The 22694-nt window shown below is 45.5% G+C and carries 17 protein-coding genes and 1 tRNA gene; 10 read left to right on the top strand and 8 right to left on the bottom strand.

Translation table 11 applies throughout. The annotated features are described in order from the left end of the window. Positions 1-31: 31 nt before the first annotated feature. Both F893_RS14600 and F893_RS14605 read right to left on the bottom strand, forming a co-directional pair. Entirely contained in the window at positions 32-1024 is a 993-nt protein-coding gene (locus F893_RS14600; RefSeq protein ID WP_005252817.1) for a DUF2804 domain-containing protein, read from the bottom strand. A gap of 137 nt (positions 1025-1161) precedes the next feature. Continuing rightward, entirely contained in the window at positions 1162-1671 is a 510-nt protein-coding gene (locus F893_RS14605; protein ID WP_005252819.1) for a DUF1543 domain-containing protein, read from the bottom strand. A 484-nt stretch (positions 1672-2155) separates the two neighbouring features. On the opposite strand from F893_RS14605, the gene F893_RS14610 reads away from it, so the two are divergent. After that, entirely contained in the window at positions 2156-4387 is a 2232-nt protein-coding gene (locus F893_RS14610) for an NADP-dependent isocitrate dehydrogenase (RefSeq protein ID WP_005252821.1), read from the top strand. Between the two features lie 258 nt (positions 4388-4645). Here the strand turns inward: F893_RS14610 and F893_RS14615 are convergent. Further along, a tRNA-Leu gene (locus F893_RS14615) sits at positions 4646-4732 on the bottom strand. A 167-nt stretch (positions 4733-4899) separates the two neighbouring features. Between F893_RS14615 and queA the strand changes: the two genes are divergently transcribed. The 8 genes from queA (at position 4900) to secF (ending at position 13178) form a co-directional block, all read left to right on the top strand. Further along, positions 4900-5934, top strand: coding sequence for a tRNA preQ1(34) S-adenosylmethionine ribosyltransferase-isomerase QueA (gene queA, locus F893_RS14620; protein ID WP_005252823.1), 1035 nt, complete (start codon positions 4900-4902; stop codon positions 5932-5934). Positions 5935-5950: 16 nt separating this feature from the next. Beyond that, positions 5951-6979, top strand: coding sequence for a hypothetical protein (locus tag F893_RS14625; RefSeq protein WP_005252824.1), 1029 nt, complete (start codon positions 5951-5953; stop codon positions 6977-6979). Positions 6980-7028: 49 nt separating this feature from the next. Next, entirely contained in the window at positions 7029-7598 is a 570-nt protein-coding gene (locus F893_RS14630; RefSeq protein ID WP_004645163.1) for a LemA family protein, read from the top strand. A gap of 113 nt (positions 7599-7711) precedes the next feature. Beyond that, positions 7712-8554: a DUF4303 domain-containing protein gene (locus F893_RS14635; protein ID WP_005252826.1), complete on the top strand. Its 843-nt coding sequence runs from the start codon at positions 7712-7714 to the stop codon at positions 8552-8554. Positions 8555-8684: 130 nt separating this feature from the next. Continuing rightward, on the top strand, positions 8685-9815 hold the full coding sequence (gene tgt / locus F893_RS14640) for a tRNA guanosine(34) transglycosylase Tgt (protein ID WP_005252828.1): 1131 nt from the start codon (positions 8685-8687) through the stop codon (positions 9813-9815). 100 nt (positions 9816-9915) lie between these two features. Next, entirely contained in the window at positions 9916-10245 is a 330-nt protein-coding gene (gene yajC / locus F893_RS14645; RefSeq protein ID WP_004645158.1) for a preprotein translocase subunit YajC, read from the top strand. A 51-nt stretch (positions 10246-10296) separates the two neighbouring features. After that, entirely contained in the window at positions 10297-12195 is a 1899-nt protein-coding gene (secD, locus tag F893_RS14650) for a protein translocase subunit SecD (RefSeq protein ID WP_004733746.1), read from the top strand. A gap of 8 nt (positions 12196-12203) precedes the next feature. Then, positions 12204-13178 (top strand): protein translocase subunit SecF, encoded by a 975-nt coding sequence (secF, locus tag F893_RS14655; RefSeq protein ID WP_171066787.1) that lies wholly within the window; start codon positions 12204-12206, stop codon positions 13176-13178. A gap of 24 nt (positions 13179-13202) precedes the next feature. Here the strand turns inward: secF and F893_RS14660 are convergent, their stop codons facing one another. From F893_RS14660 to cysM, 5 genes are all read right to left on the bottom strand, one after another. Further along, complete coding sequence (locus F893_RS14660; RefSeq protein WP_005252833.1) at positions 13203-13886, bottom strand: hypothetical protein; 684 nt, start codon at positions 13884-13886, stop codon at positions 13203-13205. 100 nt (positions 13887-13986) lie between these two features. After that, positions 13987-16296 (bottom strand): RelA/SpoT family protein, encoded by a 2310-nt coding sequence (locus F893_RS14665; RefSeq protein ID WP_005252835.1) that lies wholly within the window; start codon positions 16294-16296, stop codon positions 13987-13989. 32 nt (positions 16297-16328) lie between these two features. Beyond that, entirely contained in the window at positions 16329-17717 is a 1389-nt protein-coding gene (rlmD, locus tag F893_RS14670; protein ID WP_005252839.1) for a 23S rRNA (uracil(1939)-C(5))-methyltransferase RlmD, read from the bottom strand. 6 nt (positions 17718-17723) lie between these two features. Next, positions 17724-18542 carry a 3'-5' exonuclease gene (locus F893_RS14675; RefSeq protein ID WP_005252841.1) on the bottom strand — a complete coding sequence of 273 codons (819 nt, stop codon included), beginning with the start codon at positions 18540-18542 and terminating at the stop codon, positions 17724-17726. Positions 18543-18560: 18 nt separating this feature from the next. Continuing rightward, a complete protein-coding gene (gene cysM, locus F893_RS14680; RefSeq protein WP_005252843.1) occupies positions 18561-19490 on the bottom strand; it encodes a cysteine synthase CysM in 930 nt (309 codons plus the stop codon). Positions 19491-19852: 362 nt separating this feature from the next. On the opposite strand from cysM, the gene F893_RS14685 reads away from it, so the two are divergent. Beyond that, positions 19853-22660, top strand: coding sequence for a GacS-like sensor histidine kinase (locus tag F893_RS14685; protein WP_004645149.1), 2808 nt, complete (start codon positions 19853-19855; stop codon positions 22658-22660). The last annotated feature ends 34 nt before the right edge of the window (positions 22661-22694 follow it).

Consider the following 22694-nt stretch of genomic DNA (forward strand, 5'->3'; position numbering starts at 1 on the left):
GCTTTTAAATTAGGTCTTATGTCCTGCACTTTTACCATTTGGCATAATGCTGCTCAAGCAAGGCATATTCATTCAGTAAAATAATTTCCTGATCATCCTGCTGGATCGTTCCGGAAACCTTGGCTTGCCACTGACTAAACTGACTTCCGACCAGACGCAGGTTCAGATTTTCATAACGGCGCCAGCCTGTACTCACCATCAGATTCAATTTTTCATCCAGCGACTGAATCGTCCATTGGTTTTCCGATTCCTGCTGGAACAGCACATCGGCCAACGGATAAATCTTGCCATTGATCCACAGACAGTTTTCATTGCCAAAACTTTCATTCACACCTGAAGCCAGATTAAGTCCAATCCGATTATGGTTCACATCCCAGAAATTACAGGACAACCAGAACCAGGCCGTTTCCGGGCGCAAAAAGCCACAGGTATCATCCAGAGAAGCAAAGCTGCGTTCATTAAACTGAATGGTTTCACCCTGCTTGTTAATGAAAAAGCCTTCACAGCCCAAAGTGGTCAGTTTCTGAGTATAGGTCCAGCCATTGATGCCGGTCGGACTGCACATACTCAGTGGATCGGTTCCGGCACAGAAAATCCGGGCACTGAGTTTAATTTCGCCGTATTTGCTGACGTTGATATAACGCACGCCGTTGGCATGCTGGATATCGATCTGAAAAGGTGACTTATGGAAATAACTATGATTAAACAGTGGCTGTTCATCCAGCACAGTGTTGCGTGACAGGAAATTAATCGCATTCCATTCCAGCACTTCATTGCTCATATGGTTATAGACATAGACAAAACCATGCCCTGCCCATGCGATATCGGCAATTGCCAATCCAATCGTATAATGCTCGTGCTGAATACTACAGAATTTGAATTTTTTATATTTTAGATGCTTACGCCAGCCTGACAGCACATGACCATAAGGATTTTTGTATTGATATGCCTGATAGTCAATACTTTTTGGAAGCTCCTTGAAACGTCCATAACGTGGTTGTCCATTTGCCTGAATTAAATCCATTTAAGACATTCCATCTCAGTCAAAACTGTTTTTCCTTGGCAGTATTATGCCAATTATTAAATTTTGATAAAGAGATTTTTTAAACCGCTTATCGAATCATCAAGCCAGCCGCAAGTTTAATTCAATCGCAAACTGCTTTAAATCGTGAGATAGGTATTTTCCCAGCGATTGCCGCTAAAACTACCCTCTAGCAGTTGGACGTAGTGGCCATAAACCTGATCGATGGCAATACAGTCATCTACATCCAGCACGCGGTCGGTATGCTGTTTTTGCCAGTGCCGGGCGAAGTAAGCTTTACCGCGCTGTTTAGCGACCATAGCATTCTGCGCAACCACCAACACATAACGATGTAACTCACCAAACTCACGTGGATCATAACCACCCAGATTAATCAGCCAAAGTTTTTCATCGGATTGCTGTGGCTGTGCATCAGTAAATTGCAGCACATAGGACTTGCCCTCGAACTCTAGCCCGTTGATTTGCGCCCAGGCATCAATATGCAAGCCTTTCTGTTCCGCAAACCAGGCATTTTTTAATTGCGGATAGGTATCTTCCAGACTCTCCCCCACAGCCAAAACCACATCATGAACTTCTGTATTGGCACGGGCATGACGACCACCGAGCATTACAATAAACAGGCTGGGCATTACATTTCCTTGTTAGTGTCAATCTTTAAGATCATTTCATTAATGCTTGCCAGTATAGCGCAAAGCTATTCCATGATGATGTAGCCATCTGCCAAGGACAAATTTGCATCATCAGCCTGACTGAATTTGCGCAAAACAGCATGAAGTCATTCGGTACCGATATACATCTCGAGGATCAGTTTAAGTCTATGTCGGACTCAAAAAACCATTTTCAGTGAATACAATTGGCTAGCGAATCATTTCCGATCATTTTCATCAGGATTTACAGCAGAAGATGATTATTTTTTTGTACAAAATATAAACACGGCTAAACCATACAAATCTGTACAAATTTTCACCCAAATTTCAATCTAAAGGCATATTTCGTTGACTGAAATGCGCTGAAAGACGATACTCTCAATGTTTTTATTTAAGCAAATCGGTTCAAAGAGGCTGGGCCAAAAGTTCGGTCCTCAGAAACTCAATCCAACGCAAGGGGCTATATATGGCTGGTGGAAAGTCAACTATCATTTACACACTGACCGACGAGGCGCCATTACTGGCGACTTATTCTCTGCTGCCGATCATTGAGACCTTTACTAAGCCAGCTGGCGTTGAGATCGTCAAAAGTGACATCTCTGTAGCTGTGCGCGTGCTCTCCGAATTTACAGATTACCTAAGCGAAGAGCAAAAGGTGCCTGACACTCTAGCTGAGCTAGGTCGTCTTACACAAGATCCAGACACGAACATTATCAAACTCCCAAATATCAGTGCTTCTGTTGGCCAGCTAACAGCGTGTATCAAGGAACTTCAGTCTAAAGGCTATGCAATCCCTGACTATCCTGAAAACCCGACCACTGAAGAAGAAAAAGCAATCAAGGCACGTTATAGCAAATGTCTTGGTTCAGCAGTAAACCCTGTTCTACGTGAAGGTAACTCAGACCGTCGTGCACCTGCTGCCGTTAAAAACTACGTGAAAAAACACCCGCACTCTATGAGCGAGTGGAAACAGTGGTCGCAAACTCACGTTTCACACATGGACGAAGGTGACTTCTACCACGGCGAAAAGTCGATGACTTTAGACCGCGCACGGAATGTAAAAATGGAATTGATCACCAAGTCTGGTGAAGCGATTGTTCTTAAGCCAAAAGTTGCGCTTCTGGACGGCGAAATCATCGATTCAATGTTCATGAGCAAGAAAGCACTTTGCGACTTCTACGAGAAAGAACTTGAAGACTGTCGTGAAGCAGGCATCCTGTTCTCTTTACACGTTAAAGCAACCATGATGAAGGTGTCTCACCCAATCGTATTTGGTCACTGTGTAAGAATCTACTACAAAGAAGCATTCGAAAAACATGGCAAGCTTTTTGATGAGCTTGGCATTAATGTCAATAACGGTATGGCGGGTCTTTACGAAAAGCTTGAAACTTTACCAACCTCTGTACGTGAAGAAATCATTGCTGATTTACATGCTTGTCAAGAACACCGTCCAGCTTTAGCGATGGTTGATTCTGCAAAAGGCATCACTAACTTCCATTCACCAAACGACGTGATTGTAGATGCTTCTATGCCTGCAATGATTCGTGGTGGCGGTAAAATGTGGGGCGCTGACGGCAAGCCTTACGACTGTAAAGCAGTCATGCCTGAATCAACTTTCGCACGTATTTACCAGGAAATGATCAATTTCTGTAAATGGAATGGCAACTTCGATCCAAAAACCATGGGTACTGTACCTAACGTTGGTTTGATGGCGCAAAAAGCGGAAGAATACGGTTCACACGACAAGACTTTCGAAATTCCTGAAGCAGGTGTTGCGAACATCACTGACCTAGAAACAGGCGAAGTGTTGATGTCACAAAACGTGGAAGAAGGCGATATCTGGCGTATGTGTCAGGTGAAAGACGCACCGATTCGTGACTGGGTGAAACTTGCAGTTACTCGTGCACGTAACTCTGGCATGCCAGCAATCTTCTGGCTTGACCCGTACCGTCCACACGAAAACGAACTGATCAAGAAAGTTGAAAAATATCTGAAAGATCATGACACCACTGGTCTTGATATCCAGATCATGTCACAAGTACGTGCAATGCGTTATACGCTTGAACGTGTTGCACGCGGTCTAGATACTATTTCGGTAACAGGTAACATCCTGCGTGACTACCTGACTGACTTGTTCCCAATCATGGAATTGGGTACATCTGCGAAAATGTTGTCTATCGTGCCGTTAATGGCGGGTGGCGGCATGTACGAAACAGGTGCAGGCGGTTCTGCTCCTAAACATGTACAGCAGTTAGTTGAAGAGAACCACTTACGTTGGGATTCACTCGGTGAATTCATGGCGTTGGCGGTATCTTTAGAAGAAATGGGTATTAAAGAAGGCAATGACAACATCAAGTTACTTGCCAAAACTTTAGACCGTGCAACTGGTAAATTACTGGATAACGACAAGTCACCTTCTCGTCGTACAGGTGAGCTTGATAACCGTGGCAGCCATTTCTACCTGGCGAAATTCTGGGCTGAAGAACTTGCTGCTCAAGACGAAAATGCTGAATTGAAAGCGAAGTTTGCACCTCTTGCAAAAACTTTAGCTGAAAATGAAGAGAAAATCGTTGCTGAGCTTGCAGAAGTTCAAGGAAAATCAGTAGACATCGGTGGTTACTACGCTGTTGATCAAGAAAAAGTAAATGCAGTGATGCGTCCAAGTGCTACTTTGAATGCAGCACTTGCTACGATCTAAGCTTTTGCAAAACTGACTTGATCAGTAATGTAAAATAACAAAACCGGCGTCTAGGCGCCGGTTTTTTTATTTCTGATTGATGTATCAAAGTTATTCAATTAATCTATTTTTCGCTATAGATATAAATCATCATCTTACTGACAAAACCACTCAAATTCAGTCAAAAACCATTTTAAGAAATGATGAAAATAAATACTTTTAAATATACAGACAATAAAAAACCCCAAGACTGAATGTGCTTGGGGTTTTTTAGAATTTTGGTCCCGAGGGTCGGACTCGAACCGACACGTCATCTCTGACAGCGGATTTTGAGTCCGCCGCGTCTACCAATTTCACCACCTCGGGAGTGGATGAAAGGTATAATACGCGATTTCTCGGCACTGTCAACGCAGAATATTTACATTTGTTTATTTTTAAAACAAATGGCATTTTTTCGTTTTAAAATCGAGCAATTCCCGCTATAAAAAAGAAAAAAGTTTATACTAGCCGCAGTTTTTTTAGCGTAAATCATCATGCAACTTTCTGATTTTAATTTTGATCTCCCCGATGAGCTAATTGCTCGCTATCCACTGGAAACCCGCAGTGCCTCTCGCCTGCTGCACCTCGATACCCAAGGTCAATATCATGACCATCAATTTACTGACATTCTGGATTTACTTGAAGACGGCGACTTGTTGATATTGAATGACACCAAAGTCATGAAGGCCCGTTTAAAAGGTAAACGTGCTTCAGGCGGTGCGGTAGAAGTGCTGGTTGAGCGTATGCAAGATCGCTTTATTGCCTATTGCCATATCAAGGCCAGTAATACTCCGAAAGCCGGTGCAGAGCTTTTTATTGGCCCGGATGCAGTGAAAGTGATCGTACAAGGCCGTCATGAAAATCTGTTTATTGTAGAATTTTCACAACCAATTCTCGATGTGCTGGATCAATACGGCGCCTTGCCGATTCCGCCTTATTTCAACCGTGAAGCGGAAGAGATTGATACTGAACGTTATCAAACCGTGTTTAATGACCCAACCAAACTGGCCAGCGTTGCAGCACCTACTGCCAGCCTGCATTTTGATGCTGACCTGCTGGCAAAATTGGAAGCCAAAGGAGTTCAAAAAACCTTTGTGACCCTGCATGTCGGCGCAGGTACTTTCCTGCCAGTGCGTACTGATGATATTCAAAATCACATCATGCACAGTGAATGGTGCGATGTCCCTGAAACTGCAGTCGAGATGATTCGCCAGACCAAAGCCCGCGGTAATAAAGTCATTTCCGTAGGCACGACTGCCACCCGTGCAGTCGAAAGTGCAGCACAAGCACATCACGGTGAACTGGCAGCCTGGACAGGTGATACCCAGATTTTCATCTATCCGGGTTATCAGTTTAAAGTGGTCGATCGTTTGATCACCAACTTCCATTTACCAGAATCGACCCTGTTAATGCTGGTGTCTGCCTTGTCCAACCGTGACAATATTCTGAATGCTTATAAGCATGCAGTAGACAGCAAATATCGCTTCTTCAGTTATGGCGATGCCATGCTGATTGATCAGGTGAAATAATTGAGAACCATTGCCCATGCCGATCGAGTCTGTACAACAGTCCATTCATATTCGCCGAAAGAAAAATGCAGTGGTGTTTCAGAATATCGCTCGGCTCTGGGAACTGGGCCAACAGGCCAAAACTCATCAAGAACTGCTCGACGGGCTGCATCCCTGGAATGGCCCAATTACGCTCAAGTTTGAAAATAACCTGCCGCTTGCGCTTGCCGGAATTGGCCTTTTTCTGATTGGCAGCATTTTTATTGCTCCGGGAAATATCTGGATTCAGAGCAGTGTTTTTCTCGGCTGTCTCTGCATCTTCTGGGCCTATATTTGCTATGAACAACAGCAGCCATTAGAGGAAGTCATTGCTTTTCTGGAAGAACAAGCACTGGCCAAGAAATATCAGCTTGCCTTTCAAAAACAGCCACAGCATATTTCCATGCCTCTTAATCCCCTGCACTTTATCCGGCATTTAAAACAATTATTTCCAGTATTCAATCAAGGTTCGTTGAGTAATGAGATTCAGCGTTATGCCAGCACGGTCTGGGAGGATGAAAACGGCCAGCAACATCAGGTGCTGCTATTTCAATACCACTATATTGATGAAGTACAGGCCCGAAACAAGGAAGGCCAGCCAGTCAAACTGATGCAGGTCCATAAAGACCTGTGGGGCGTGTTTGTTTTTGATATCCAGATTCAGGGACTGGCCGTTACGACTTCCAGAAAGAAATTTTATTATCCTTATAGCCATCCCTGGCACAGCAGCGATATTCGCACCAATCAGCGCTTAAGCTTTTATGGCAGCGATATGCTGCAAACTGCCAAATTACTCAGTTCGGGTTTTGTGCTGCGACTGGCCGATTTTTTTGAACAGCGTCAGGGAGATTTACTGTTTCACCCAGAAAATAAGATGCTGTGCTATCTGGGGCCCCATGATTTATTTCAGGTATCGAGCAAGCAGCAGAATATTAGCGATATTTCCACATTGCGCGGCCACCTGAGAACGTTTAAATTAAAACAGCTCGAAAACTTACAACATGATCTGCTGCAGTTTTTAAAATAAATTTTTCGCATCATTTTTAAAATATAGATATAGCTTGGGGAGATCTCGGATGGGATTTTTGATTTTATGTTTGATCATTGTGGCGCTGATTGTCACGATTATCATGATCCGCAACAGTATTGTCCGTCATCACAACGCCACGATTCGCGCCTGGTCGGATGTCGCCAGTTATGAACGGCAAAAACTGAAAATTCTGGATGGGCTGCAACCGCTGGTCGAGCAATACTCGAGTTTTGAAAAAGGCACGCTAGAAAAAGTCACCGAACTGCGTCAGAACATCATGAACCTGAATATCAAGGATGCCGATATTGGGCAGTTACAACGCATTGAAAGCCTGAATAAACAGTTAATGCATAGCCTGAATGTGGTGATTGAAAACTACCCGGAGCTGAAAGCCAATGACATCTATCTGAAAATGATGGCTGAAATTGAAGAACAGAATGAAAATGTCGGTGCTGCGATTACCATTTATAATCGCAATGTCGAGCTGTTTAACAACCAGATCCAGATTTTTCCGCACAACATCATTAATAATATGTTACTCAGAAAAAAAGTGGTACGTCCATTCCGTGATCAAAGCGTGACACAGAATTTTGATTACCGTCCGAACTTTCACTGAGTGAACAGCAAGATCTGATAAAATTTTGCATCCTTGGCGCATTAACTTATTATAAAAATAGCCAAGGATGCGGCTGTACCTATCTAAAACTTATAATATAAAGAATAAAAATTATGCTGGATTATTTAGAGCACTTGCAACAGACGCTGGTCGAGGAATTTTATCGGTTATACGACCATTATCAGGATGATCAAATCTATGCCTGTAGTCTGGTCTTTGACGAATTTTTACTGCTGGATGATCTGGCCATTTCGACTGAACGCAGTATTTTTAAAGATCCGGAATATCTTCAGCAATATCTGGAGGAACAGGATCGCTGGAATGTCCGGAAATGGCGTTATCGGGCCCACGCTTTGCCCCACTCTGGACTCATTCCCTTTAAAACCTTGCTGGCCGATTATTTTAAAACCCAGCACAGCTTTGACCATCCGGTATTGGCACAGCAAAAACAGCTGCATGCGACGCATCTGGATTTATTGCTGGAGAGTTTTAAACAGACCAAACATCGTCTTTCTGAGGCTTATGGTCTGGATCTGGATGGCATCCTTTTTTTCATGAGCCTGCCCACCCAAGTCGAATTTGAATGCCAATCTGCACAGACACTTAATCCTGAGCATATTCATTTACAGAAATTTCTGGCATCCAGACAAACTACTCATTTACCTGCCATACAGAAACGCTTGAAACTCTCGCAAAACGACAAAGATATCTTGATTGATCTAGAGCAGATGCTGGTGATGGAGCCTTATGACTATTTGCAAGTGGCACAAGATGCCTATTTGCTGACCTTGGAATCCTACTTTGTCGATAGCAATATTTATATCCAGAAACTGATCCAGCATATCGCTGCAATGGCCTCTGAGCCGGATGGCAGCTGCGCCCTTAGCCGGGAAGATATCCAGCAGCGCTTGCAGCAGTTTTCTGCCCATCCGCCAATATCTCCGGATGTTCCCTAGCTTCAGCGATAAATAAAATTACAGAGCGAATGCTCTACAATGCTGGCGTTTAGTGTAAGAATCAAGGAAAATAGCGCCCTTTAGCTATAACAATCAGCGAACTGTTTTTTCGCCTTGATGTGGAACTCCTATGAAGTTTGAAAAATTAGGTCAGTCGGGCCGTGCCCGTCGTGGTCGTTTAACGCTTGAACATGGTGTGGTGGAAACTCCGATGTTCATGCCTGTGGGTACGTATGGTACGGTCAAGGGCCTGTTGCCACGCGACATTAAAGAGATCAAATCTCAAGTCATTCTGGGCAATACCTTCCATTTGTATTTACGTCCAGGACTGGATGTAATTCGTGAACATGGCGGCCTGCACGGCTTTATGAAATGGAATAGTCCCATTTTGACCGATTCAGGCGGCTTCCAGGTCTTCAGTCTGGGCGCAATGCGTAAAATTAAAGAAGAAGGTGTCACCTTCCGCTCGCCGATTGATGGTTCAAAAGTATTTTTATCTCCTGAAATTTCAATGGATATTCAGCACACGCTGAACTCTGACATTGTGATGATTTTTGACGAATGTACCCCCTACCCTGCAACGCATGAAGAAGCGCAAAAATCGTTGCAGCTGTCTTTGCGCTGGGCGAAACGCTGCAAAACCCAGCATCATGACGTGCTGAAAAACCGTAATGCGCTGTTCGGTATTATTCAAGGCGGCATGTATGAAGATTTACGCGATGAATCTTTAAAAGGCCTGCTAGAAATCGACTTTGATGGTTATGCGATTGGTGGTCTGTCCGTGGGCGAACCAAAAGAGGAAATGATCAAGGTACTGGATTATCTTCCAGAAAAAATGCCTGCAGACAAACCGCGTTATTTGATGGGCGTCGGCAAGCCTGAAGATATTGTGGAAGCGGTGCGTCGTGGTGTCGATATGTTTGACTGCGTAATGCCAACCCGAAATGCACGTAACGGTCACTATTTTGTGACAGACGGCTTGGTGCGAATCCGTAACAGTAAATACCGTCATGACCAAAGCCCACTCGATCCGCATTGCGACTGCTATACCTGCCAGAACTTTACCCGTGCCTATTTATTCCATCTTGAGAAATGTGGGGAAATGCTCGGCTCTATGCTCGGTACGATTCATAATCTGCGCTATTACCTGCGTTTGACTGAAGCAATGCGTGATGCATTAGACAACGGTACATTTGACGAATTTGTTCATGACTTTTATGCCCGCCGTGGCCTGGAAGTGCCACCTTGTCCGCAAGATTAATCCATCAGCATTTGCGCTGAGGAAAAAGACAATGTAAATTGCAAGAATATGTCAATTTATTATCGAGTTGATCACCAGTTTTTTATTTTAGGAAAATGTAATGAGCCTTTTTATTTCGACTGCTCACGCTGCAGGTGAAGCTGCACAACAACCAAGCATGATGGCGAACCTTTTGATGATTGCTGTTTTTATTGCAATCTTCTATTTCTTGATCTGGCGTCCTCAATCTAAACGTGCCAAAGAACACCGTGCTTTGGTCGACAGCCTTGGCGTTGGCAGTGAAGTGGTATTTGCAGGCGGATTAATGGGCAAAATCACCAAGATTGAAGGTGACTTCGCAGTGGTTGAATTGAGCCGTGGTGTAGAAGTCAAAGTTCAACGTGCAAGTGTGATCTCAGTCCTACCTGAAGGCACTTTAAATAACCTTTAATCAAAAATAGTCGTGCCCTCGCACGACTTTTTCATTTTAAGAAGAAAACGAATGCGTTACCCAGCATGGAAATATGTACTGATCCTGGTTGTCCTGGTGATCAGTACTTTATATGCCCTGCCAAGTTTGTATCCAGATGAACCTGCTGTACAGATTTCGGGTGCCAAAGCCGGTACTCAAATTGATGCAAGCATCGTACAAAAAGCAGAGCAAATTTTAAAAACTGAAAATATTGCCACCCATGACAATAGCTTTGGCAACAATGCAGCCTTATTACGTGTAGATTCAAGTGAATCGCAACTTAAAGCCAAAGAGGCTTTACGTCGTGGTTTAGGTGATGATTACGTGGTTGCACTGAACCTTGCCCCGACCACCCCAGAATGGCTGCAAAAAATTGGTGCCAAACCAATGAAGCTCGGCCTGGATTTACGTGGTGGTGTTCACTTCTTGCTTGAAGTGGATATGGACAAGGCCATTTCCCAGCGTATGGAAACCTCTGCGACGGATCTACGTCGTCAGTTACGTGATAACAACCTGAAATTTAATAGCCTGAACTTAAGCAACAACACCATTGTGATGCAGTTTGCCAACAATGATGACCGTTCTGCAACGATGGACTTCTTGCGCCGTAATGGCAATGAGTTTACCCAGCAGGCTGTTGCGACCGAGACGGGTTCGACTTTACGTTTGAACTATACCGATGTGCGTAAGCAAGAAATTGAATCTTATGCAGTCAACCAGAACTTGACCACTTTACGTAACCGTATTAACGAGTTAGGTGTAGCAGAAGCACTGGTGCAAACCCAGGGTAGCAACCGTATTGTGGTTGAGCTTCCTGGTGTACAGGATACCGCTGAAGCGAAACGTGTCTTGGGTCGTACCGCGAACCTCGAGTTCCGTCTGGTGTCTGACCTGAATGATCAATATATCGATCCATATACCGGTCAGGCAACGGGTGCATTACCACCGGGCACAGAAGTATTTGCTTATGAATCACTGGACAGTGGTCGTCAGCTCCTGTTGAACCGTAACCGTATCTTAACCGGTGAACGTGTTCAGAATGCATCAAGTGGCTTTAGCCAAGACACAGGCGGTGCTGAAGTTAACATTACCTTGGACAGCGCAGGCGGCAAACTGATGTCGGATGCCACCCGTAATGCGGTCGGCAAACGTATGGCCGTCTTGTTCATCGAGAACAAGCAGCGCATTAATTATGTGGAAGACCCTGCGACCGGCACTCAGACTGAAGTTCGTACCCCGTATACTGAATCTGTAGTCATTAACGCTGCAACCATTCAGGCAGTACTGGGTTCTCAGTTCCGTATTACTGGCCTGGACTCGCCGCAAGAAGCTGCTGAACTTGCCTTGATGCTGCGTGCAGGTGCGTTGGCTGCGCCAATGTATTTTGTTGAAGAACGTGTAATTGGTCCAAGTCTGGGTCAAGAAAACATCGATAAAGGTGTACTTTCAACTCAGATCGGTTTCCTTCTGGTCGCCATCTGGATGGTGGTATTCTTCCGTCTGTTTGGTGTGATTGCCAACTTTGCCTTGGTCTTTAACCTGGCGATGATTCTGACAGTCATGTCTTGGATTGGCGCTTCCCTTACCCTTCCGGGTATTGCCGGTATCGTCATTACCATCGGTATGGCGGTCGATGCCAACGTACTGATCTGTGAACGAATACGGGAAGAAATGAAATGGGGAGCTTCGCCAAAACAGGCGATTGTGGCCGGTTATGATCGTGCCTATAACACCATTTTCGACTCGAACTTGACCACATTCCTGGTGGCGTTCATTCTGTTCGCGATTGGTACAGGTCCGATCAAAGGCTTTGCCGTAACCCTGATGATTGGTATTGTCTGCTCGATGTTTACTGCCATTACAGTAACGCGTGCCGTGGTACAGCTCATTTATGGCAAAAAACGTAACTTGAAAAAGTTGAGCATTTAAGGAGATCACTGATGACTGAAAATACTCAACTGAATCAAAAACAGTACGGTCGCCCGGAAGACGAACGCATTATTCCGTTTATGAAGATTGCGATGCCTGCGGCATTGTTTTCAATCCTCTTAACCGTTGCGAGTATCTTCTTTATTGCCACCAAAGGCCTGAACCTCGGTTTAGACTTTACCGGTGGTGTGGCAGCCGAATTAAACTATACCAATCCGGTCAAACCTGAAGATGTCTCCAAGGCATTGAACCAGGCAGGCTTTAATGATGCTGTGGTTCAGACTTTAGGTTCTGAACGTGACCTGATGGTGCGTATGCCGGTTCAGGAAGATATCGAAGCTGAAGACCTGACCAAAGCTGTTACAGCCGCAGTTCAACTGCCAAATAATGCGGCAGAAGTACCGAAGGTTGATGTCGTCGGTGGACAGGTCGGTAATGAGCTCTATGTCCGTTCTGGCGGTGCTGTGGCACTTGCGCTCCTGCTGATGCTGGTCTATGTCACCATCCGCTTTGAGGTCAAGCTGGCTATGGGTGCAGTATTGTCACTGTTCCATGATATCGTCGTTACCCTCGGGATTTTTGCGATGATGCAGTGGCCATTTGACCTCACTGTACTTGCGGCACTCCTTGCAATCATCGGTTTCTCACTGAATGATAATATCGTGGTCTCTGACCGTATCCGTGAGAACTTCCGTAAGATTCGTGGTGCAGAACCGGTCGAAATCATTAACATTGCCCTGACTGAAACCCTGCGTCGTACCATTCATACCTCTATGACCTTATTGCTCGTGGTGCTTGCCATGATGCTGATGGGTGGTGATGGTCTGAAATGGTTCTCGATCGCGATGTTTGTTGGTGTCTTTGTCGGGACCTATTCGTCGATCTATATTGGTACAGCCTTTGCCTTGTGGCGTGGTCTAAACCGTCAGGACTTTATTGTTCAGGTGAAGCCAGAATTTGAAGACGAGAACCAGATTCCATAATCTGTTCTGTTTCATGTTCATCGTTCAGCCCGTCTTATGATGGGCTGAATTATTTCTGCTGTTTGAATATGTGGCAGTGGGAATAATCGAAATGACTGGATGGATTTTCCCAATATCGGTTTTTTGAAAAATCACCTGTCGGTGTTCATCCAGACTTTGGAATTCATAATGATCCTGAGCTTCGCTCACCAACTGCAAAATTAGCTGCAGGCCATTGACCAGATATATACAGAGCATGCATGAAATTGGCAACCCGGCCTGTTTGTCACAAATCAGCCACCAACCTGATTTTAAGCTGGGAAAATAATACGGCCCTGCTACCTGAATCGCATAATGCTGTGCTTGCAGATGAAAAATATCCTGATTGAATGAGAGCGCTGAATCCAGGGAGATAAGTGCAAATGCCTGCTGTTCTATTACCTGCATTTGAAACAGAGTACCTTGCGCTGGAACCGGAGCTAATTCAACTTTTGGTTCAGCCGACTGATCTAGAATGAGCACATCTAGACCCAGTTGTTGTTCCAACTCCCTTGCTGCTTTCTCGCCGATCTGGCGTTTGCTATTCAGCAATTGCGCAATATATGAGGCTGACAAGCCGAAATGTTCACAGATCTCTTTGCCGGTTTTAAATTGCTGCGTCTCGATCAGCAAATCAATCACCTTGGCCAGATTATTTCGTCTACGTTCAAATATTTCGGTCGCGCTCATTTTGGTTTGCTGGTCTATTTTTTATGCATGTGATTCAAATACCTTACAATAAAAAAGCCCGCAATTGAATTGCAGGCTTTTTAAACTTAGGTAACAGGAATTAAGTACCCTGTACCAGACGACGCGCGCTGATAATTCCCGGTTGCTGCTCAAGACGGGCCAGCAGCTTGGAAAGTTGTGCCAGACCTTTGACTTCAATCAGCAGCTTCATATTGGCAATACCATCCGCTTCCGAAATGGTATTCACCTGACGGATATTGATCTGATCCGAGAAAATCACTTGCGTGAGATCTTTGAGCAAACCGCGTCGATCATAAGCTTCCACCACAATCTGTACGCTCTGACCACGAGTCGGCTGCATTTCCCAATCGGCTTCTACCGCACGCTCAGGCTCTTGGGTGATCATGCGCACATAGTCCGGACAGGCCACCTTATGAATGCTCACTCCACGATTCAGAGTGATATAGCCAGCGATCGATTCACCATGCACCGGTTGGCAACATTGCGCGACATGCAGTTCCACGTTATCTAAACCGTCGATCAGAATCCCGTGCGCTGACAGTGTATGACTGGCACGCGGGTTCAAGGCAGGTTTCAGCACCAGCTCAGGCTCGTCCTGATCCAGATGCATGTGACGGTTCACCTGATTAATCAGGGCATGCAGGCTGATATCACCATTGACCAGATTCACCAGAATGTCATCACCGGTTTTGACATTGAAGTGGTTGCAATAATCACTCAGATCAATCGATTTCGGGTGAATCGCCAAACGTGACAATTCTTTGTTCAGTACTTCACGGCCGACTTCCAGGTTCTTGCTACGATCCTGCTGACGGAACCAGTGACGCAACTTATCTCGCGCTCGGGCCGTCTTGATATAACCTAGCGAATTAACCAGCCAGTCCCTGTTCGGTTCCCGGTCTTTTTTGGTCAGAATCTCGACCTGTTCACCGGTTTTCAGGGTATAGGTCAGCGGCACATAGCGCTGATTCACCCGTGCAGCATAGCACTTGTTCCCGACTTCGGTATGCACATGATACGCAAAGTCTAGCACGCTTGAATCACGTGGTAGCTCTTTGATATCACCATCACGGCTAAACACATAGATCTTTTCGAAGCCTTCAAAATCTTGAATATGCTCAAAATTCTCGATTTCATCTTCAGATTCTTTATGTGCACTGCTTTCATTGCGTTCTTGATAATGCTCAAGTACCGCACGCAAGGAATGCAGACGATGGTTAAAGGAGCGATCTGTGGTTTTTGCGCCTTCTTTATAATTAAAATGTGAACACACTCCAAGCTCAGCTTCGTCATGCATTGCATGGGTACGAATCTGCACTTCAAGTGACTTGTTCTCGGCAATCACCGCAGTATGCAAAGAACGATAGCCATTGGCTTTCGGGTTGGTAATGTAATCATCAAACTGATGCGGAATGTGGCGCCAGATCTGATGCACAATACCTAAAGTGTGGTAACACTCCGGCACACTTTTCACCAGTACCCGTAAAGCACGAATATCATAGAGCTGATCAAAGCTCAGGTTCTTGCTTTTCATTTTTCGATAAATCGAATAAATGTGTTTCACCCGGCCATTAATTTCAGCTTCGATGCCATGCTCGGCCAATTCATTGCGTAATTTATCAATCACAAACTGAATATACTGTTCACGCTCCAGACGCTTTTCATTCAGTAAGGAAGCAATTTCTTTATAACGTTCCGGCGCAAGATAACGGAAAGCCAGATCTTCCAGCTCCCATTTCAGCTGGGCAATACCTAAACGGTGTGCCAGTGGCGAGTAAATGGTCAGAATTTCTCGGGCCACCCGTTCCTGACGCTCACGCGAGGAATTGGCCAGTTCACGCAAGGCATAAGTACGTTCGGCCAGCTTGACCAGAACAACACGTACATCTTCAGTGACCGAGATTAGCATTTTGTAAATGCCAGACAGATGTTCACGCTGGTTATTATTGAAATGATCTTCCAGACGCTTATTTTTTTCGATCAGCTCAGACAGCTTACCCATGGCAAGCGTACCTTTGACCAGGCTATGCACCTGTTCGCCGAACTGTTCCAGTACTTCATTGAGTGGCATGACACCTTCACGCACCGCACGATACAGCATGGCTGCGGACAAAGTATCTTCATCGACATGCAAATGCGCCAGAATATCCGCCATCTCAATACCGGTATAAAAGGTATTGGAGCGGTGCTGAACCGTACTTTGCAGCTCTCTTTCTAATGTTAAGTGGGCGACTTCTTCGAGCTGCGTTAAAGGTGCGCCATCTAATATGCCACGAACCCGATCCAACCATTCAGTCAGATCCTGGTGTGCTTGTTCGGCATGTTCTACAGTCGTCTCCTGTGACAACTCATTGAGTCGTCCAGGGAGTTGCTCACGTACTGTGACCATACCCGTCTCCTACTTTTAAAAACATCATTTCTTTAATCGTTTATTTGATTTTCTTTTTCGAACAATGCGATTGATTCAACATGTCCAGTATGTGTAAACATATCCATCACGCCCGCTTGGGTGAGACGATAGCCCTGTTGTACCAATAGTCCTGCATCTCTGGCGAGTGTCGCAGGATTACATGACACATAAACGATTCTTTTTGCTCCAAACTGAGGGATATAATGCATCACTTCTTCTGCCCCGGCACGTGGCGGGTCGATTAATAATGCATCAAAACCTTGATTTGCCCAAGTGTGGTGCGAGAAATCTTTGGTTAAATCTTGTGAATAGAACGCTATTTGTGCAATACCATTGTTTTTGGCATTTTCCGCACCACGTCGAACCATTTCCTCACTTCCCTCGACCGCAATCACCTGACCCGACGCACCAACACAGCGCGCCAGCGGCAAAGAAAAGTTTCCTAATCCACAAAACAGATCCAGAACCCGTTCACCCTGTTGTAGCTGAAGCAAATCACATGCCAATCGTACCATTTGCGGATTAATGCTTGAATTTACCTGGGTAAAGTCTAGAGGATTAAAGCCGAATTTCACATCAAAGTCATCAAGACCATAGTGTAAGCGTGCAGATGCGTCTGGATCATCTATCCGCGAGAGCGTCTCTTTGCCAGCAGGCTGCAGATACAGTTGCCAGCCTTTCTGTAACGTAAATTCGCGCAATTGGTTGACATCATCGGCAGATAATTTTGCAGTTTCACGCACCAGCAGTGCAATGTCCTGATCGCCCATGGCCAATTCTATATGACCGATGTCGGCCTTACCATTGAGACCTTGCAGCAATTGTTTAAGACGTGTAACCGAGCCAAACTCGCGATCCAAGATCATACAGCGATCAATCGGCGTGAGTTTATTGGACTGATTTTCACGAAAACCCACCACCAGCTGATCCTTGGAAGGCAGATAACGCACCCCGATTCGGGCTTTACGGCGATAATCTTCACGTTGTGAACGTAAAGGCGGTAGCCATTGATCAGGCTGGATTCCGGCAAAATGCTGAAGATGTGATTTCAGCACATTCTGTTTCAGTTCAATCTGCGCATCCGCAGCGATATGCTGCATATTACAGCCACCACAAACGCCAAAATGCGGACACACCGGCTTCACGCGAATCTCGGAAGCGTCGCTCAACAATTCAAGACTATCAGCTTCTTCGAGTTTTTTAACTTCGCGGGTAATGCGGGCACGCACGGTTTCACCCGGCAAGGCATAACGGATAAAGACTTTCTTGCCATGTTTATGCTGCGGATGATCCGGATGTGAACCATAATGAGCGATGCCACGTCCCTCATGCGATAGTGACTCAACATGAAAAATGTACTCGGGTTGTTGGGTAGGACGTGCTTGTGCTCGATGTTTCATGAAAACCTAGGGTGTGGAGATGGGAAAATCAAATTGGGTAAATTCAGTTCGTTGCGAAGTCTCACGCCAGACTGATAAAAAGTCCTCATGTTGCGGTTGAGTCTGCAAATATTGAATCGTGCTTTGCAGCAGATGCTGATAATCCGGCAGCAACAGCTGGCCTTTTAACAGCAACCAGCGGATATACACCAGCCAGGTATTCAGGACATCACCTTCACAATAAGACGTTAGTTCGGTCCATTGCTGATTGCGGACATATTCCGGAACCCGATAGGCTCCGTCACCGCGCTTGCCTGGATAGCCCAGCAAATGTGCAACATCATCCAGCTTCTGGAAATGACGGGCATGAAACATGGCCATCACATCCATCAAGTCGACATGACGATGATGGTAACGATTCTGGTAGTTATTATAACGCTTTTGCGTATCAATTTCGCCCTGATCGAACAGACTCGGTGCAGAGAGCCCATGATACATGGCGCGGTATAAAATCACTGGTAAATCAAACTGTGAGCCGTTCCAACTCACTAGAGTCGGATGGCGCTTGTCAAAAATCGACAAGAATTTTTTCAAAATCTCTGCTTCAGAATGCTGTTCTCGGCTAAACGAAAACAGCTTCATGCCCTGCTCATCCATCCACAAACCGGAAATACAGACGATTTCATGCAGCGGCAAACGCTGAAAATCCGAGCCTGAATCCTGACGGCGTAATTTGGTCAAGGCCTGATCCAGATCTGCTTCGGGCAGGTCCAGACCAAACAGATGCGCGCCTGATTTGAGATCGGTTTGGGTTTCAATATCGAAAGTTAAAACAGGCAGGCGCATAAAACAGTGCTCAAATAATTATTCAGGATCTTGTACAGAGAATAACCCTGTAGACAAGTAACGGTCACCACGGTCACAGATAATACACACAATCACTGCATCCGGATGTTCTTTCGCCAGTTTAATCGAGGCCCACACTGCCCCACCAGAAGAGGTTCCGGCACTGATGCCTTCTTTCTGTGCCAGCTTGCGCATGGTTTTTTCAGCTTCGATTTGTGGAATATCAATAATGCGATCCACACGGCTACGGTCGAAAATGGTTGGCAGATATTCTTCTGGCCAGCGACGGATTCCGGCAATACTTGAACCATCAGATGGCTGTAAACCAACGATCTGAATATCAGGATTCATTTCTTTCAGGTATTTCGACACACCCATGATGGTGCCGGTGGTGCCCATAGAACTGACAAAATGGGTAATCTTGCCACCGGTTTGCTGCCAGATTTCTGGACCCGTGGTCAGGTAGTGTGCTTCGACATTGTCCGGGTTTCCAAACTGATTCAGCACTAGACCCACGCCATCATTCTGCATTTGAGCAGCAAGATCACGTGCACCTTCCATGCCCTGCTCTTTGGTTACTTCTATCAGCTCGGCACCATAAGCACGCATCGCATCCTTACGTTCCTGACTCATATTGTTCGGCATGATCAGCTTCATTTTATAGCCACGCATTGCTGCGACCATCGCCAATGCAATCCCCGTATTTCCGCTCGTTGCCTCAATCAGGGTGTCACCCGGCTTGATCTGCCCACGCTTCTCGGCCTGCATGATCATATTGTAGGCCGGACGGTCTTTGACCGAACCTGCCGGGTTATTGCCTTCGAGTTTCGCGAGTACTGTAGCTTGAGTGTGACTTGCCAGACGCTGTAAACGCACCAGCGGCGTTTTGCCTACATAATGGTCTAACAAAAATTCATCTGCTTGAAAATCAGGGATGGTATTACTCATTATTTGCACCTATATCGAGGTGCGGCTATTGTATGAAAAAATGCTTTTCCCTGCACCCATTTAGCAAGGCTTTTTCAGAAAACTCACTAAAACTCACACACTATCAAGCCATAAACTACATTTCCCGATAATTTAGCCAGGTGAAGCAGCTCGCTAATGAAGATGAAAATACTATTTCAGTCTGGCACTTTTACAGATTGAAATTTCGTGCGTCTTAGTCTTGCTGTACCTGAGCAAAATTAACTGAAATCTCTTGTATTTTTAACTGCTAATCCGAAGCTTTATAAAAATTATGCTTAAATTTTAACTGTCGATTTAAAGCATGCTAATATGCCAGGCATAAAGAAAATACTGCTTAAATCATGTCAACGATCAACAAAAAGCTGTTTAAACGCCTACACTTAAATCATGCCTATGGACAGCTGATTGCGCTGATTTTTGTGCCGATTACCATTTTGGCCTGTGTCGGTGCCATGCTGGTGTTGACTGAAACCTCAAATGCCGCACGTGCCCAGCAGAAGCAGATGGCCATTGCGATTCTGACTCGCTTTCAAGGCACTTCAGAATATGCCCTGGATATCTTGAACCTGTATCCATGGCAATATGACCAAGCTCACAACGCCATGCAGAACATGCTGAATGAAAAGCATCTGGTTCGGGCAGCAGTTCTGGATGAAAATGGCAAGAACCGTTTGGGCATCGGTTTTCAGGAACAGGCGCCTTGGCCAGAATTTGAGAAAAGCGGCAATTTTGTTGGTCCGATTCTGCATCAAGATAATCATATCTATGCCATTAAAGTGAATGAAAACACTTTTTCTACCGGCTGGCTGGCGATCGAACTGGATAACCAGCCGCTAGCAATTGCCCGTTACCGAGTACTGATCGTACTGATTGCGACCGGATTACTGACCTTATTATTGTTATTACTTTGCTTGAATTTCTACTCACGGCGCTGGATCGCCCCAATGTATGAGATTCGCATGCAATTGCAACGCCTGAATGCCGATACCCTCGGCCAGCATATGGTGATTAACAGCACCGGCGAGCTGCGTTTATTGCAACGTGATATCGCCAATGTGGTGAAACGTTTGCATTTCAGCTTTCTGGAACTGCGTGAACATACCGAACAGACCGAAGACGATTTACGCCGCACCCTCGACACTTTAGAAGTCCAGAATATTACCTATCGTCAGGCACGCGACCAGGCGATCTCGGCCAACCAGGCCAAGTCGGTGTTTCTGGCCAATATTTCCCATGAATTGCGCACCCCGCTGAACAGTATTGATGGTTTTATTCATCTGTTGTTACGTCAGGGCAATCTCAGCAACGAGCAGAGCCTTTATTTGCAGACCATTCGTAAGTCTTCGGCGCATTTGCTGGCACTGATCAATGATGTTCTGGATTTTTCCAAAATTGATGCCGGCAAACTGGAACTAGAAACGGCACCTTTTGATCTGGAAGAAGCGATTTTTGATGTGATGGACATGTTGTCACCTCTGGCAGCACAAAAACATATTGATATGGCCTTCTATTATGCAGATGGTGTGCCAAAACACATTATTGGTGATGCGCTACGATTTAAACAGATTCTGACCAACCTGATTTCCAATGCGATCAAATTCACTCCGGATGGAGAAATCATTGTCCGGGCACGCATGGAACATGATGGAATGGATCAGTGTGTGCTGCATTTTAGTGTACAGGATAGCGGCATTGGCCTGAGTGGTACCGACCGTAAAAAGCTGTTTGAGTCCTTCTCGCAGGGTGATACCTCGGTGACCCGTCAGTTTGGCGGTACCGGTCTTGGTCTGGCAATTTCCAAACAGCTGGTCAGCCTGATGCATGGCCAGATTGGTTTTGAAGACAATCAGGAACGTGCTCCAACCGAAAAAGGCTCTACTTTCTGGTTTACTGCCCAGTTCCTGGTCGATGAAGATACCGTGATTGAGCATCCAGATTTTAGCGAATTGACCGTGGTGTCTTATCTTGCACATCCGGCAACTGCGAATGTGCTGCGGCATTATCTGGAAAATTATCAGGTTAAACATATTGAATGTGCATCAATTCTGGATCTGTTTAGCCGTCTGAATCATTTACAGAATAGCGAAAATACCTGGCTGATCGTCGATCATAGTGGTGACAGTGAAGTCTTGTTACGCGAAATCCGTTCACGTTATCAGGGTCATCTGGCTGTCTATGGTTATCAGATGCAACTAGATCCAAGCATGCTCAATGACCATCGTGCCCGTGCCCTGCATCAGCCACTCAGCCGCAGCGCGCTGATTCAGTTACTCGGCAATCAGCCGGTCTTCGACCAGGAACAGCATGAAGAATTTAATGGTCAAGGCCTGCATATTCTGGCCGTGGATGATCACTTACCCAACCTGATTGTTCTGGAAGCCTTGCTGGGTGAACTCAATGTCACCACGACCAAAGCCCTCAGCGGGCAGGAAGCGATCGATATTATTCAGCGCCGTTATGAACAGGAACAGCCAGCATTTGATCTGGTCTTTATGGACATTCAGATGCCAGTCATGTCGGGGATCGATACCACCCGTGCTATTCGCTCGCTGGAATCAACTTTTGAAAATCATAGCCGCCTGCCGATTATTGCACTGACGGCGCATGCACTTTCTGATGAAAAACATAAACTGCTGCAAAACGGCATGGATGATTATGTCACCAAGCCGATCCAGATCGAGCAGATTATCCAAATTTTGACGCACTGGACCACCGAGCATTTTAAACGGATTCCGGTACTGGAACGTGCCAATGTGATTGATGCTCTGGATCCAAATATTCTGGACTGGCAGCAAAGTCTGCAACTGGCAGCCAATAAGGAAGATCTGGCGGTAGATCTGTTACGCATGCTGGTGGACAGCTTTGCGGATGAACTCGATGAAATGCAGCAACTGATTGAACTGGAAGATTTCCCACAACTGGAACATGTGCTGCATCGTCTCTATGGCGCGACCCGCTATGTCGGTGCACCGACTTTACAGAAAGTCACCGGTGGCTTTGAACAGTTCGTTTCAACCCTGCGCAAAGAACGCCGTAAGGCCGATGAAAACTTTGTTCAGGACGTGCTGAAATATTTTGATGAACTCAAAGCCGTGGTTGAACAGGTTGAACAGGCTGCCCAGCAAATTTTGAAGCAACATTTGAATTAAACCTCTGAAGTGGCTCAGTCCATGACTTAAGAAG

It is taken from the genome of Acinetobacter sp. CIP 102136, assembly GCF_000369685.1.
Lineage (GTDB): Bacteria > Pseudomonadota > Gammaproteobacteria > Pseudomonadales > Moraxellaceae > Acinetobacter > Acinetobacter fasciculus.